This is a genomic window from Streptomyces sp. NBC_00091 (assembly GCF_026343185.1).
In the GTDB taxonomy this organism is placed as follows: Bacteria; Actinomycetota; Actinomycetes; order Streptomycetales; family Streptomycetaceae; genus Streptomyces.
In genome coordinates this window covers 5,288,404-5,302,077 of the sequence record NZ_JAPEMA010000001.1, presented here as the reverse complement: position 1 = coordinate 5,302,077, position 13,674 = coordinate 5,288,404, and the positions used below count along the sequence as shown (strand labels likewise).

Below are 13,674 nucleotides of genomic sequence, written 5' to 3'. Positions count from 1 at the left end.
CTCACAAATCCAATGGGTATGTTTCGTGAGGCACTTGACCGATTACGTCCGCATTGGATACGCATTTGCCTCCCCCTGGGAGGCAAATGCGTCCGGTTATCGGTCAGTGCACACCGGCATTGAGGAACATTCCCCCGTCCACCACGAGGGTTTGTCCCGTGATCCATTCCGCTTGTGCAGATGTCAGGAATGCGGCGGCGCCCCCGATGTCCTGCGGGACCCCGAGCCGCCCCAGCGGGTAGGCCGCCGCGGCCTCCTGCTCCCGGCCCTCGTAGAGCGCCTGCGCGAACCTCGTCTTGACCACCGCCGGGGCGATCGCGTTGACCCGCACCCCGGGCGCCATCTCGTGCGCGAGCTGGAGGGTCAGGTTGATCATCGCGGCCTTGCTCATCCCGTACGCCCCGATGAAGGGCGAGGCGGAGACCCCGGCGATGGAGGCGATGTTCACGATCGCCCCGCCGTGGTCCTTCTGCCAGGCGTGCCAGGTCCGCTGGGCGAAGCCCAGCGCCGAGATCACGTTGGTCTCGAAGACCTTGCGCGCCACCCCGAGGTCCAGGTCCGCGATCGGGCCGAAGACCGGATTGGTGCCCGCGTTGTTCACCAGGAAGTCGACGCGGCCGAAGGCCTCCATCGCGCGCTCCACGGCGACGGCCTGGTGGGCCTCGTCGTGCGCCTTCCCGGCCACGCCGATCACCCGGTCCGCGCCGAGCCGCTCCACGGCCTCCTTGAGCGCGTCCTCGTTGCGCCCGGTGATCACGACCCGGTCGCCCCGGGCGACGAGCGCCTCGGCGATCCCGTAGCCGATGCCCCTGCTCGCTCCGGTGACCAGCGCGACCTTGCCGCTGTCGATACCGCTGTCGATGCCGTTGTCCGTCATGACGTACGCCCCGCCTCTCGTGGAACCGTCAGTTGAGCGGGCCGCCGGCCACGTACAGGACCTGGCCGGAGACGAATCCGGCGTCCTCGCCCGTGAAGAAGGCGATGGCGCCGGCGATGTCGTCCGGACGGCCCACCCGCTGCACCGGGATCTGGGAGGCGGCGGCCAGCTGGAACTCCTCGAAGCCCATGCCGACGCGGGCGGCCGTCTGCGCGGTCATCTCGGTGACGATGAAGCCGGGGGCCACGGCGTTGGCGGTGACGCCGAACTTGCCGAGCTCGATGGCCAGGGTCTTGGTGAAGCCCTGCAGACCGGCCTTGGCGGCGGCGTAGTTGGCCTGGCCCCGGTTGCCGAGCGCCGAGCTGCTGGAGAGGTTCACGATGCGGCCGAACTTGGCCGCCACCATGTGCTTCTGACAGGCCCTCGCCATCAGGAACGCGCCGCGCAGGTGCACGTTCATGACGGTGTCCCAGTCGGTGTCGCTCATCTTGAAGAGCAGGTTGTCGCGGAGCACGCCCGCGTTGTTGACGAGCACCGTCGGGGCGCCGAGCGTGCTCGCGACCCGCTCGACGGCCGCCTCCACCTGGGCGGCGTCGGAGACGTCGCAGCCGACCGCCAGGGCCTTGCCGCCGGCGGCGGTGATCGCCTCGACGGTGTCCTTGCAGGCCGCCTCGTCGAGGTCGAGTACGGCGACCGCCCGGCCCTCGGCCGCCAGACGGATGGCGGTGGCCGCGCCGATGCCCCGGGCCGCCCCGGTGACGATCGCGACGCGCTGCTCGGTGGTGGACATGCTGGTTCTCCTCGCCCTTGAGAGACGGCCGCCCGAAGGTGAGCAACCGCTTAGTAGCTTCAGCTGAGGAGACGCTAGGAGCCCTGGCACCCCGTGTCAACGGCCCTCGGCCGCAGGGGGGAGAACCGGCCCCCGCCTGCGCGTGGGGCACCGGGAGGCACCCCCACCCGGACCGGGTCCGGGCGGGGAGGGCCGTCAGCGGACCAGGAGGTCCAGCAGGCGTTCCAGCTCGGCGGCGGGATCGGCCGTCAGACCGGTGTGCACCGGCCCCGGCTGCACCACCGTGCTGCGCGGGGCGATCAGCCAGCGGAACCTGCGCCCCGCGTCGTCGCCCGCCGCCTGTCCGGCCCGCTCACCGCCGGCGCACAGCCCCTCGACCCCGCGCAGCGCGGCCCGGACCCCGGCCACGTCGGCCCCGGGGTCCAGCGCGAGGAGCTTCGCCTCGTCGAGGTGGGTGCGCGCGGCGACGTAGGAGTGCGCCCGGCAGTAGACGATGACACCGGCGTTGAAGCACTCGCCGCGCTCCATCCGGGGCACCACGCGCACCAGCGCGTATTCGAACACGTCCCGCTTGGTCACTCGTTGCCGCTCTTCTGCTTGTTCTTGTCCGACTGAGGGGGGAGGCGCTCGGCGAGCCAGCCCGGCGGACCGGACTGCGGCTTGACCTCGGCCTCCAGGGTGATCCTCTCGTGGATCGTGGCCGCGCGCGGCAGCAGCGCCTCCACGTAGGCGCGGCGCACCGCGTCGGTGGAGTCGAAGCCGGGCTCGTCGACCAGCCACTCGTCGGGGACGTCGGCGGTGACCTCGGTGAGCAGTTCCTCGGTCACCAGGGGGGCGAGCTCGGCGGCGGCCGCCGCGATGTCCGGGCCGACGGGTGCCAGGACGTGGTCGGAGGCGTTGTACGGCTTGGCGGCGGCGGTCAGGGCGGTGGGCCAGTTGTGGTGCCAGATCATCGTGGCGCCGTGGTCGATGAGCCACAGGTCCCCGTGCCAGACCAGCATGTTCGGGTTGCGCCAGGACCGGTCGACGTTGTTGATCAGCGCGTCGAACCAGACCACGCGCCCCGCCTCGGCCGGGTCGGCCCGGTACGCGAGCGGGTCGAAGCCGATCGAGCCGGGCAGGTAGTCCATGCCGAGGTTGAGCCCCCCGCTGGCCTTGAGCAGCTCCTGGACCTCCTGGTCGGGCTCGGCGAGCCCGATGACGGGGTCGAGCTGCATCTGCACCAGGCGTGGGACCCGCAGTCCCAGCCGCTGGGCGAGCCGCCCGCAGACGACTTCGGCGACCAGGGTCTTGCGGCCCTGGCCGGCTCCGGTGAACTTCATGACGTAGGTACCGAGGTCGTCGGCCTCGACGATTCCCGGGAGCGAGCCGCCCTCACGCAGGGGCGTGACGTAGCGGGTCGCGATCACTTCGGACAGCATCCGCCCAGGTTACGGGGGTCAGCGCGGCAGAGCCCACTGCTTAAGCAGCGCTTCGGCCGTGGTGACGGCCGCCACCAGTGCGAGGGAGTTGCGGATCACCTCGGTGGTGCAGGCGGCGGGCACCCCGGCGATGGCGTCGGCCGGGACCACGACCTCGTAGCCGAGGTTGACGGCGTCGAAGACGGTGCTCGGGATCGCGATGTTGGAGGAGACCCCGGTGACGACGAGGGTGCGGACGCCGAGGTTGCGCAGCAGGGCGTCCAGGTCGGTCCCCGCCATCGGAGAGAGTCCGTGCAGCCGGCGGACCACGAGGTCCCGCTCGGCCACGGTGATCGGGGCGGCGACCCGTACCGCGTCGGTTCCGGTCAGCTGCCGCACGGGAAGCTTCCCAGCGGCCCGGAAGAGCCGCGCGTTGGTGTTGGCCGCGAGGCCGTCCGGCCGCCGCTCGGCGACGGCGTGCACCACCTGTACGCCGGCCCCGCGCGCGGCGTCGACGAGCGCGGCCACCCGCCCCAGCATCCCGGAGTCGCGGGCCTCCCGCGCCAGCTCGGGCAGGGCGCTCTCCTCGCCGACGACACCGTTCTGGCACTCGACGGTGAGCAGCGCGGTGGTGGCGGGATCGAGTTCCGGCATGACTCCCCCTGGTGCGGCGACGGAAGAGCACGCATGATTCCTGACACACAGTCAGATGTGAAGGGGTGCGGGACGGATGGACGGTACACAGCGGCGGGGCCGGCGCATCATGATGACCGACGGGGAAGTGGACGCCTTCCTGCGCGAACGGCGCACCTGCCGGGTGGCGACCGTCTCCCCGGACGGCCGCCCGCACGTGGGCGCCCTGTGGTTCGCCTGGGACGGCACCTCCCTGTGGCTGTACTCGATCACGCGCAGCCGCCGCTGGGCCGACCTGCGCGAGGACCCCCGGATCTCGGTGGTGGTGGACGCCGGGGAGGCGTACGACGAACTGCGCGGGGTCGAGCTGTCCGGCCGCGCGGTCTTCGTGGGCGAGGCCCCGCGCACCGGCGAGCCCTGCCCGGAGCTGCTGGAGCCGGAGCGGATCTTCCCGGTCAAGAACTTCGGCATCGAGGAGATGCCGCACGACGGCCGGCACGCCTGGATCCGGCTCACTCCGGAGTCGGTCGTGTCCTGGGACTTCCGCAAGATCTAGTGCTGCGGCCGGCAAGGTTTGCCGGCCACAGCACTAGCGACGCCTACACGGCCGCCGCCGCTACCTTGAGCGCCTCGACGGCGGCCCGGATGGAGGGCCGCCGGCCGGCGTCCGCGCGCCAGGCGACGTACACGTGGCGGCGTACGGTGTCACGCACCGGCAGCAGCCGCACCCCCGGCGGCACGGGCCCGCGGCCCAGCCGGGGCGTCACGCACACGCCCAGCCCCGCCTCCACGAAGAGCAGCTGGGTGTGGTGCTCCTCGGCGATGTGCGCGATGCGCGGTTCGACACCGATGCCGCGCAGGGTGAACACCAGCCACTCGTAACAGAACTGCCCCTCGTTCCAGGAGATCCAGTCGTCGTCGGCGAACTCCGCGAGGGAGATCTCGCTGCGCCCGGCCAGCCGGTGCCCCGCCGGGACCGCGATGTCGGCGGAATCGTCCAGGAGATGGGCACGGGTCAGCTCGGCCGGCACCGGCATCCGCTTGTTGTGCCAGTCGATGGCCAGGGCCATGTCGAGGTCCCCGCGCACGACGGCCGCCATGCTCTCCTCGGGCTCCCGCTCCCGCACCATGACCCGCAGTTCGGGATGCCCGGCCCGCAGCGCGGTCAGGGCCCGGGGCAGCAGGCCCCGCATGGCGGTGGGGAAGGCGCCGATCCGCAACTCCCCCACCGCACAGCCCCGCTGGGCCTCGACATCGGCCTGGGCGAGCTCCACCTGGGAGATGATCCGCGCGGCGTGGTCGGCGAGCAGCCGCCCGGCGTCGGTGAGCCGGACCCCGCGGCCGTTCTTGGCGAGCAGGGGCTGGCCAACCTCCCGCTCCAGCTTGGCCATCTGCTGGGAGACCGCCGATGTGGTCACATGGAGGCCGCCGGCCGCGCCGCTGACCGAGCCGTGGCGGGCGAGGGCGTCGAGGGTGCGCAGGCGCTCCAGGTTCAACATGTAAGTGATGCTACGCCGTCACTCGAAGGAACTCTCGCTTGTCCTACGAGGTCCCCGGCAGCAGAGTGAACCTCATGAGCGCACCGACCACCTCCCGCCCCGCCGCACACTCCCCAGCACGGCAGCCGGCCCCCCGCCGGGGCGCCGGCCGGGCCGGCTGCCTGGACTGGCGCCTGCGGTTCGCCCTCCTCTCGGTGGTGTGGGGCTTCAGCTTCCTCCTGATCAAGGTGGGCACCGAGGCGTTCGCCCCGTTCCAGGTCGCCCTCGGCCGGGTGTTCTTCGGCGCGCTCGCCCTGCTGGCGGTCCTGCTGGTGCGCCGTGAGCCGCTCCCCCGCGGCCCGCGCACCTGGGGGCACCTCACCGTGGCGGCGCTCCTGCTGAACACCGTCCCGTTCTCGCTCTTCGCCTACGCCGAGCAGAGCATCCCGTCGAGCCTGGCCGGCATCTGCAACGCCACCTCCCCGCTGTGGGGCATGGCGCTCTCGATGGTGGCCCTGTCCGAGGACCGCCCCACGCGCCGCCGCTTCGCGGGACTGGGCATCGGCTTCCTCGGCGTGCTGACCGTGCTCGGCGTCTGGCAGGGCTTCGCCGGGATCGACGCCAAGGGCACCGCGCTCGCCCTGCTGGCCGCGCTCTGCTACCCGATCGGCTGGATCTACGTCCGCCGCACCCTGGCCGGCACCCCCGGCTCCCCGGTGGCGCTCACGGGGGCGCAGCTCATGGTCTCCACCCTCCAGCTGACCGCCGTGAGCGCCCTGTTCACCTCGGCCCCCGCCGGCTTCCCGCTGTGGCCGACCCTCGCGGTGGTCGCCCTGGGCGCCCTGGGTACGGGGATGGCCCTGCAGATGCAGTACGGCCTGGTGTCGGAGATCGGCCCGACGACCGCGCAGATGGTCACCTACTTCATCCCGGTGATCGCCACCACGGCGGGCGTCCTGGTCCTCGGCGAGCAGCTGCACTGGAACACCCCGGTCGGGGCGGTGATCGTCCTGGCGGGCGCGGCGCTCACCCAGTCCCGCCCGGCCCCCGCCGCGCGGCAGGAGGCGACCCGCGCCGCCCGGCAGGACGCGCAGGAGACGGCCCGGCCCGCCTGAGCACCGGACCGCACGCCCCGGGCCCGGCCCTGCCGCACCACGCGGCGGGGCCGGGCCCGGGGCGTGCGGCGCCTCAGTCGAAGCGTCCGCCCGCCACCGGCCGGACCGCGGCGGCCACGGCGTCGGCCAGGGGGGCCACCTCGTCCTGGGTCAGCGTGGAAACGGTGATCCGCACCCCGGGCCCCGCCTCCACGCGGTAGCCGGCCCCGGCCCGCACCGCCCAGCCCGCCGTCAGCAGCCGGGTGACCACCGCCGTCTCGTCGGCGACGGGCAGCCACACGTTCATCCCGCTGCGCCCGTGCGCCGGCACCCCGCGCTCCGCCAGTGCCGCGATGAGCCCGTCCCGGCGCAGCCCGTACGAGCGCGCCACCGCCGTCGGGTCCACCGCGCCGGAGGTCCACAGCTCCACCACCGCGTACTGGAGCAGCCGGCTGACCCACCCCGGCCCCAGGCGCTGGCGGCCCCGGACCCGGTCCATCGTCACCGCGTCACCCGTGAGCACCGCGAGCCGCAGGTCCGGCCCGTACGCCTTCGCCGTCGAGCGGATCAGCGCCCAGTGCCGGGTCACCCCGCTCAGCGCGCACAGCGGCACGTCGACGATCCCGTGCCCGTGGTCGTCGTCGATGACGAGCACCCCGGGGTGGCCGGCCAGCAGCTCCTTGAGCTCCCGGGCCCGGGGCGCGCTGACGGCGGCCCCGGTCGGGTTCTGCGCCCTGGAGGTCACCACCAGGGCCCTGGCCCCCTCGGCCAGCGCCCGGGCCACCGCCTCCGGCACCGGGCCCTCGTCGTCGACGGCGACCGGGAGCACCCGCAGGCCCAGGGCGGGGGCCAGGTCCAGCACGCTCCCCCAGCCCGGGTCCTCGACCGCCACCGCGTCCCCGGGCCGCAGGTGGGCGGCCAGCACCCGCTCGATGCCGTCGAGCGCCCCCGAGGTCAGCGCCATGGCCCCGGCCGGGACCCCGTCGGCCTCGAAGGCGGCCCGGGCCAGCCGGGCGAGGTCCGGGACGACCGGGTCCTGCCCGTAGAGGGTGGGCTCCTTCGCGTACCGCCGGGCGGCTGCGGCCAGCGCCCCCTCCAAGGAGGGCAGCAGCGCCAGGTCGGGATTGCCCTCCGCGAGGTTCCGTACGCCCGCGGGCACCGCCATCCGCAGCGCGTCGCGCGGCGCGGTCGCGGGGCGGGCCCGCACCCGGCTGCCGCGCCGCCCGTCGGTCTCGATGACCCCGCGCTCGCGCAGGGTGCGGTAGGCGGCGGCCACGGTGTTGGGGTTCACCCCCAGCTCGGCCGCCAGCTCCCGCATGGGCGGCAGCAGCGCGCCCGGCGCGAGTGCGCCCGCTCCGACGCCCGTTTCGATACTGGCCGCGATTTCCGATGCGCGACGCCCGCTGATCAGATAGTCTCCTAGCACAAAACCCAGTATGCACTAGTACAATGGAGTCCGCATCATGACCGCCACCGCCGCCGCCTACGAGCCCACCGACCGCACCGTCCCGAGCCGCGCCCGTGAGCGGGCGCGCTACGACCGCGAGACGGTGCACTCGATACTCGACCAGGCCTACATGTGCCACCTCGGGTTCGTCCGCGACGGCGCGCCGGTGGTCCTGCCGACCCTGTACGGCCGGGTGGGCGAGACGCTGTACGTCCACGGCTCCACCGGCTCGCGCCCGCTCCTGGCCGCCGGAAAGGCCGACCCGGGCCTGGCGGTCTGCCTGACGGTGACGCACGTCGACGGCCTGGTCCTGGCCAAGTCCGCCTTCCACCACTCGATGAACTACCGCTCGGTGGTCGTGCACGGCACCGCCTACCAGGTCACCGACGAGGCGGAGTGCCGGATGGCCCTGGACGCCCTGGTCGACCACGTCGTCCCGGGCCGCTCGGCCGACTCCCGGCCGGCCAACGCCAAGGAACTGGCGGCCACGGCGGTGATCCGCCTGGACCTGAACGAGGTCTCCGCGAAGGTCCGTACGGGCGGCCCGAACGACGACGCCGCGGACCTGGACCTGCCCTACTGGTCGGGCGTGGTCCCGGTCGCGCCGGCGTACGGGACCCCGGTCCCGGCCGCCGACCTGGCCCCCGGCATCGCCGTCCCCGGCTACCTCAGCGCACTCTGAGGCTCCTGGGCGGGCCGGCCCTCCGGCCCGCCCGCCGCCTCGCCCGCCGCCTCGCCCGCCGCCTCGTCCGACGGCCGGCGCGCCTCGGCCGCGATCAGCGCCCCCACCGCCGACAGCAGCAGTACGGTGCCCAGCACCATGGCGCCGCTCAGCCGCTCCCCGAGCACCCCGACGGCGATCACCGCCGCGCTCACCGGCTCGATCAGCATGATCACCGACACCGTCGCGGCGCGCACCGCGGCGGCCCCGGTGAAGTACAGCGCGTACGCCAGCGCCGTCGGCACCACGGCGACGTAGACCAGCAGCCAGAGCACCCGCGCGAGTTCGGCGGTGTGCGGCAGCATCCCCTCCAGCGCCGCGAGCGGCAGCAGGCACACCGTGCCCACCGCCACCGACCACGCGGTGGTGACCAGCGGGTCCCCGCCTTCACCGCGCCGCCCGAGCCACCTCGCCCGCAGCGTCATCGCCGCGTACCCGGCGGCCGACAGCAGCGCCCAGCCGACCCCGAGCGGCCTCACCTCACCGCCCCCGGAGCCCAGCACCAGTACGGCCAGCCCCGCCAGGGCTCCGCCGACGGCGACCACCCCGCCCCGGCCCAGCCGCTCGCCCATCAGGTACCGGCCGCCCAGCGCGATCAGCACGGGCCCCGCCCCCAGGGTGACCACGGTGCCGACGGCCAGGCCGGTCTCCCGCACGGCGGCGAAGTAGGCGGCCTGGAACAGGGTGAACATCAGCCCGGTCCCGATCAGCGAAGCCACCGACGCCCGCGGCATCCGCGCGGGACGGCGTACGGCGAGCACTCCCAGCAGCACCACCAGCCCGCCGGCGCAGCGCCAGAAGGACAGGGCGAGCGGACCGAGGTCACTGGCCAGGAAGAGGAGGGAGGCGGCCGCCCCGGCGGTGCCCCAGGCAACTCCGGCGACGACGAGGTACAGCAGACTGCGCCCGGCGGCGGGCGAATGGTTCGACACGTGTTTCTCCGCGCATGCGTGAAGGATGAAGGAAGCCGGTCATCGCTTCGCGGGCAGCGCGTACCGGCCCGGGAACTCCCCGGGCGGGTCTCTCGTTCTGGTGGCAGCCGCCCGCGCTAGGCGGCGGGCGGCGGAAGCACGGTCGAAAGCATGATCAGCACCCTACGGGGCATCCGCCGCGCGGACCAGCCCCGGCGTCTCCTCGTCGGGCACGGCGGCGGCCGCCGGCGCGCCCTTCCCCGCGGGCGCCGGCCGCGAGGACTGCGCGATGAAGGCTCCGCCGAGCACCAGTGCGCCGCCCAGGATCTGCGGGGTCGAGAGGTGCTCGCCAAGCAGCACCCAGGCCAGCACGGTGGCGACGACCGCCTCCAGGCAGGCCACCACGCCCGCGACCTGCGGCGAGAGCTTGCGGACCGAGACCACACCGGTGAGGTACGCGAACACGGTGGCGACCAGCACCACGAACCCCAGCAGCACCAGGGCCTGGACCCGCAGCCCGCCCATCGACGCGAACCCGCCCAGCACCTGCCAGTCCATCTGCCAGGGGCGGGCGATCGCCGTCATCACCAGGGTGCCGACGATCATGCCGTACGCGATCACGCCGAGCGGGTCGGGCACGTCCTCCCCCTCGGTCCCCTGGTCCGCGAAGACGAAGTAGAAGGCCTGGCAGCAGGCGGCGGCCAGACCGAGCAGCACCCCGAGCAGGTCCAGGCTCAGCCCGGCCCAGATCTCGACCACGCAGGCCAGCCCGACGACGGCCACCGCCGCCCCGGCCGCGGCCGCCCGGGTCACCGGCTTGCGCTGCACGAAGCGTATGTAGCCGAGCAGCAGGGCCGGGCCCAGGTACTCCAGCAGCAGGGCCACGCCGACGGGGATCCGCGACAGCGAGGCGAAGTAGAAGGCCTGCACACCGGCGACGGCGACCAGCCCGAAGCCGGCCAGCAGCAGGGGCTTGCGCCGCACCAGGGCCCGGTGCCGCCAGGCGAGCGGGGACAGCACGAGCGCCGCCCCGGCCACCCTGAGCCACACCATGTGCAGCGGGTCCAGGCCCGCCTCGATCAGCGGCTTCGCCGCGACACCCGAACCACCGAACGCGCACGCCGAGACGAGGGCGAGGCCCAGTCCGGCGTTCTTCCCTGACGCTTGCATCGGGCCATCATGGCAGGGCCGGACAGGAGCGTCACTCGCGAGACACCTGTTGAGACACACCCGAGATCCAGTCTTCGGGAAACCCCCGGACCTGACAGGCCGTCAGTCTTGTATGTTCCGCCCGCCGGGGCTACCTTCCGCCGCACGTACCCGACGAGAAGGGGTGGACGCATGGCTGAAGTCACCGCGGAATCACGCATCGAGGCGCCCGCCGCGAAGCTCTGGGCCCAGCTGACCGACTGGGACGCGTACGGCCAGTGGAGCATGACCCACACCAACTTTCCGAAGGGCGGTCCCGAGACCCTCGCGGTCGGGTCCACCTTCGCCGAGAACATGAAGATGATGGGCTTCCCCGCCGAGGTCCTGTGGACGGTCTCGGAACTGGAGGAGCAGCGCGTCTTCGCCATCACCGGCAAGGGCCCGATGGGCGTCGCCGTGCTCACCCGCTACACCCTGACCTCCGACGGCGGGGCCACGACGGTCCGCATCGACGGGGAGTTCACGGGCGCCGCCGTCTCGCTGATGGCCGGCAAGCTCAAGGACTCGGCGACGGCCGCGCTGAACGAGTCGCTGCGCAAGCTGGCCGGCCTGGTCGCCTGACCTCGCACACGTCGGCGCGCCCCGCGAGATCGCTCGCGGGGCGCGCCGTTCTTTCGGGAGCCGGCCGGCTCAGTGCTCGTCGGCCAGGATCAGGTACAGCTTCTTGCGGGCGTCGTTGATGACCGCGAGGGCCTTCTCCCGCTGCTCGGGCGAGCCGGTCTTGAAGACCTGCCCGAAGGCCTCCATCAGCCCGACGCCGGCGGCACGGATCTCGTGCATCGCCTCGAAGTCGAAGCCGCGTCCGGCATCCGCCCAGGGGGCGTCCGGGCCCGACTCGGCCTCGGCGCGGCCGGTGTCGGTGAGCGTGAACAGCTTCTTGCCGCCCTCGCTCGCGCTGGTGATCAGCCCCTCGTCCTCGAGTAGCTGCAGGGTCGGGTAGACCGAGCCCGGGCTGGGCTTCCAGGCCCCGCCGCTGCGCTCGCCGATCTCCTGGATCATCTCGTAGCCGTGCATCGGCCGGTCGGCGAGCAGCGCCAGGATCGAGGCGCGCACGTCGCCCCGCCGGGCCCGCCCGCGCGGTCCGCCGCGCCCGCCCCGCCCGCCGAAGGGCCCGCCCCCGAAGGGCGGCCCGAACGGGCCGAAGGCCGCGCGCAGCCCCCTGAACTCCTCCCGACGGTCCGGCCCGCAGTGGCCGTGACCCCGTCCGTGGTCATGTCCGTGGTCGTGCTGTCCGCGTGAACGCATCACTGCGCTCCTTTCGTCATCGCTGCCATGGCTGTCATGCCAGTGGTCGTCGTTTCGACTTCTTCACTATCACTGATCCATCGCGATGCGTCAACGATATATCGGAACCTGTCGCCGACTGTTCTCCAACGCGATCGGCACCACACCCGCAGCTCCGCCGGAACAAGGCCAGTCACCCCGGATTGGCCTTTGTCCCCCCTCCAGGGACCGCCCTACGGTCGGCCCATGCGCATCCGAATCGTCGACGCCTTCACCGACCGCCCCTTCCAGGGGAACCCCGCCGGAGTCCTGCTCCTCGACGGCGGATTCCCCCCGGACGCCTGGCTCCAGCAGGTCGCCGCCGAGGTCAACCTCTCCGAGACCGCGTTCGCCCACCCCCTGCCGCCCGGCGGCGACGCCGACTGGGCGCTGCGCTGGTTCACCCCGGCCGCCGAGGTCGACATGTGCGGCCACGCCACCCTCGCCACCGCACACGTCCTCGCCGAGCAGGGCCTCGCCACCGGTCTCGTCCGCTTCGCCGCGCGCTGCGGGATCCTCACGGCCCAGGTCCGCGAGGACGGCACGATCACCATGGACTTCCCCACCTCCTCCCTGACCCCGGTCGAGCCGGTCCCCGAGGTGAGCCGCGCGCTGGGCGCCGAGGTCAAGTCGGTCCACGACACCTCCGCGCACATCGGCGACCTGGTGGTGGAGCTGGCCGACGAGCGGACCGTACGGGAGCTCGCCCCCGATCACGCGGCCCTGCGCGGCTACGCACGCCGCGGGGTGATCGCCACCGCGCCCGCCGAGGACCCCTCCCGCGTGTACGACTTCGTCACGCGCGGCTTCTTCCCCGCCTTCGGCATCGACGAGGACCCGGTGACGGGAAGCGCCCACACCGCCCTCGCCCCGTTCTGGGGCGCGCGCCTGGGCCGCACCGAGATGACCGGCCTGCAGGGCGGCGCCCGCAAGGGCCTGGTCCGGGTCAAGCTCGCCGGCGACCGCACGCTCCTGACGGGCAACGCGGTCACCGTCATCGACGGCGAACTGCTCACCGCCCCGTAGGCCCTACGGGGTCGGCAGCCAGCCCACCTTGCCCGCGAGCAGCGCGTACCCGCCGAAGGCCACGATGTCGAGCAGGGCGTGCGCGACGACCAGCGGTCCGACCCGGCCCCAGCGCCGGTAGGCCAGGACGAAGACGACGCCCATCGCCACGTTGCCGATGAACCCGCCGATGCCCTGGTAGAGGTGGTACGAGCCGCGCAGCACGGAGCTGGCGAGCAGCGCGGCCGTCGGCGACCAGCCCAGCTGGCCCAGCCGGCGCAGCAGGTACGCCAGCACGATGACCTCCTCCACCACGGAGTTCTGCACCGCGGAGAGGATCAGTACCGGGAACTTCCACCACACGTCGGGCAGCGCCTCCGGCACCACCGTCAGGTTGAAGCCGGTGGCCCGGGCCGCCAGGTAGAAGGCCAGCCCGGCGCTGCCGATCCCGGCGGCCACGAGCGCGCCCCGGGCCAGGTCCCGGCCGGGCCGGGTGCGGTCGAAGCCGAGCACCCGCAGCCCGGGCGCGCCCTCGCGGGTGAGCAGGTGCGCGACGAGCAGGACCGGGACCAGCGCCGTGGCGATCCCGAACAGCTGCCAGGCCAGGTCCAGCCAGGGCCGCCCGGGCGCGTAGGAGCCGTTGAGCGTGGCGGCCTGGTCCTTGAGCCCGCCCGGCTTGGTGAGCGAACCGATGAAGCTGATCAGCGCCGAGACCCCGCTCGCGCCCAGCGACAGCGCGAGCACGAGCAGCGTCTCGGTGCGCAGGACGCCCCGCCCGTCCTCGCGCAGATCCACGACCACCGGTTCCGGCTCCGCCCGCACGCCTGACTCCCGTCCCGTTCCGAC

16 protein-coding genes are annotated in these 13,674 nt (G+C 73.4%); 5 read left to right on the top strand and 11 right to left on the bottom strand.

The annotated features are described in order from the left end of the window. Window positions 1-103: 103 nt before the first annotated feature. The 5 genes from OOK34_RS24475 to OOK34_RS24455 all read right to left on the bottom strand — a co-directional run bounded on the left by OOK34_RS24475 (window position 104) and on the right by OOK34_RS24455 (window position 3,721). Window positions 104-877: an SDR family oxidoreductase gene (locus OOK34_RS24475; protein ID WP_267035998.1), complete on the bottom strand. Its 774-nt coding sequence runs from the start codon at window positions 875-877 to the stop codon at window positions 104-106. Between the two features lie 28 nt (window positions 878-905). Further along, window positions 906-1,667, bottom strand: coding sequence for a 3-oxoacyl-ACP reductase FabG (gene fabG / locus OOK34_RS24470; protein ID WP_267035997.1), 762 nt, complete (start codon window positions 1,665-1,667; stop codon window positions 906-908). A gap of 195 nt (window positions 1,668-1,862) precedes the next feature. After that, window positions 1,863-2,246, bottom strand: coding sequence for a DUF3037 domain-containing protein (locus OOK34_RS24465; protein WP_267035996.1), 384 nt, complete (start codon window positions 2,244-2,246; stop codon window positions 1,863-1,865). Further along, complete coding sequence (locus OOK34_RS24460; RefSeq protein WP_267035995.1) at window positions 2,243-3,088, bottom strand: HipA family kinase; 846 nt, start codon at window positions 3,086-3,088, stop codon at window positions 2,243-2,245. The genes OOK34_RS24465 and OOK34_RS24460 overlap by 4 nt, the downstream gene beginning before the upstream one ends. An 18-nt stretch (window positions 3,089-3,106) precedes the next feature. Then, the gene (locus OOK34_RS24455; protein WP_267035994.1) at window positions 3,107-3,721 is read right to left on the bottom strand and encodes a cysteine hydrolase; all 615 of its coding nucleotides are present in this window, start codon (window positions 3,719-3,721) and stop codon (window positions 3,107-3,109) included. A gap of 76 nt (window positions 3,722-3,797) precedes the next feature. On the opposite strand from OOK34_RS24455, the gene OOK34_RS24450 reads away from it, so the two are divergent. Further along, window positions 3,798-4,256, top strand: coding sequence for a pyridoxamine 5'-phosphate oxidase family protein (locus OOK34_RS24450; RefSeq protein ID WP_267035993.1), 459 nt, complete (start codon window positions 3,798-3,800; stop codon window positions 4,254-4,256). Between the two features lie 43 nt (window positions 4,257-4,299). Here OOK34_RS24450 and OOK34_RS24445 read toward each other — a convergent pair whose 3' ends face one another. Further along, window positions 4,300-5,199 carry a LysR family transcriptional regulator gene (locus tag OOK34_RS24445; protein ID WP_267035992.1) on the bottom strand — a complete coding sequence of 300 codons (900 nt, stop codon included), beginning with the start codon at window positions 5,197-5,199 and terminating at the stop codon, window positions 4,300-4,302. 38 nt (window positions 5,200-5,237) lie between these two features. Between OOK34_RS24445 and OOK34_RS24440 the strand changes: the two genes are divergently transcribed. Next, on the top strand, window positions 5,238-6,293 hold the full coding sequence (locus tag OOK34_RS24440) for a DMT family transporter (protein ID WP_267035991.1): 1,056 nt from the start codon (window positions 5,238-5,240) through the stop codon (window positions 6,291-6,293). Window positions 6,294-6,366: 73 nt separating this feature from the next. Here the strand turns inward: OOK34_RS24440 and OOK34_RS24435 are convergent, their stop codons facing one another. Then, window positions 6,367-7,698, bottom strand: coding sequence for an aminotransferase class I/II-fold pyridoxal phosphate-dependent enzyme (locus OOK34_RS24435; protein ID WP_267035990.1), 1,332 nt, complete (start codon window positions 7,696-7,698; stop codon window positions 6,367-6,369). Window positions 7,699-7,735: 37 nt separating this feature from the next. Here OOK34_RS24435 and OOK34_RS24430 point away from each other — a divergent pair, with 37 nt between their 5' ends. Beyond that, the gene (locus OOK34_RS24430) at window positions 7,736-8,401 is read left to right on the top strand and encodes a pyridoxamine 5'-phosphate oxidase family protein (RefSeq protein WP_267035989.1); all 666 of its coding nucleotides are present in this window, start codon (window positions 7,736-7,738) and stop codon (window positions 8,399-8,401) included. On the opposite strand, the gene OOK34_RS24425 is transcribed toward OOK34_RS24430, so the two are convergent. Continuing rightward, a complete protein-coding gene (locus OOK34_RS24425; protein WP_267035988.1) occupies window positions 8,383-9,372 on the bottom strand; it encodes a DMT family transporter in 990 nt (329 codons plus the stop codon). The two genes, OOK34_RS24430 and OOK34_RS24425, sit on opposite strands and share 19 nt — an antisense overlap. A gap of 162 nt (window positions 9,373-9,534) precedes the next feature. Then, window positions 9,535-10,521: a DMT family transporter gene (locus OOK34_RS24420; RefSeq protein WP_267035987.1), complete on the bottom strand. Its 987-nt coding sequence runs from the start codon at window positions 10,519-10,521 to the stop codon at window positions 9,535-9,537. Between the two features lie 171 nt (window positions 10,522-10,692). Between OOK34_RS24420 and OOK34_RS24415 the strand changes: the two genes are divergently transcribed. Further along, window positions 10,693-11,121 carry an SRPBCC family protein gene (locus OOK34_RS24415; protein WP_267035986.1) on the top strand — a complete coding sequence of 143 codons (429 nt, stop codon included), beginning with the start codon at window positions 10,693-10,695 and terminating at the stop codon, window positions 11,119-11,121. 69 nt (window positions 11,122-11,190) lie between these two features. On the opposite strand, the gene OOK34_RS24410 is transcribed toward OOK34_RS24415, so the two are convergent. Beyond that, a complete protein-coding gene (locus OOK34_RS24410) occupies window positions 11,191-11,805 on the bottom strand; it encodes a PadR family transcriptional regulator (RefSeq protein ID WP_267035985.1) in 615 nt (204 codons plus the stop codon). Window positions 11,806-12,030: 225 nt separating this feature from the next. Between OOK34_RS24410 and OOK34_RS24405 the strand changes: the two genes are divergently transcribed. After that, on the top strand, window positions 12,031-12,849 hold the full coding sequence (locus OOK34_RS24405; protein ID WP_267035984.1) for a PhzF family phenazine biosynthesis protein: 819 nt from the start codon (window positions 12,031-12,033) through the stop codon (window positions 12,847-12,849). Window positions 12,850-12,852: 3 nt separating this feature from the next. Here the strand turns inward: OOK34_RS24405 and OOK34_RS24400 are convergent, their stop codons facing one another. Continuing rightward, a complete protein-coding gene (locus tag OOK34_RS24400; protein ID WP_267035983.1) occupies window positions 12,853-13,650 on the bottom strand; it encodes a CPBP family intramembrane glutamic endopeptidase in 798 nt (265 codons plus the stop codon). Between the last annotated feature and the right edge of the window lie 24 nt (window positions 13,651-13,674).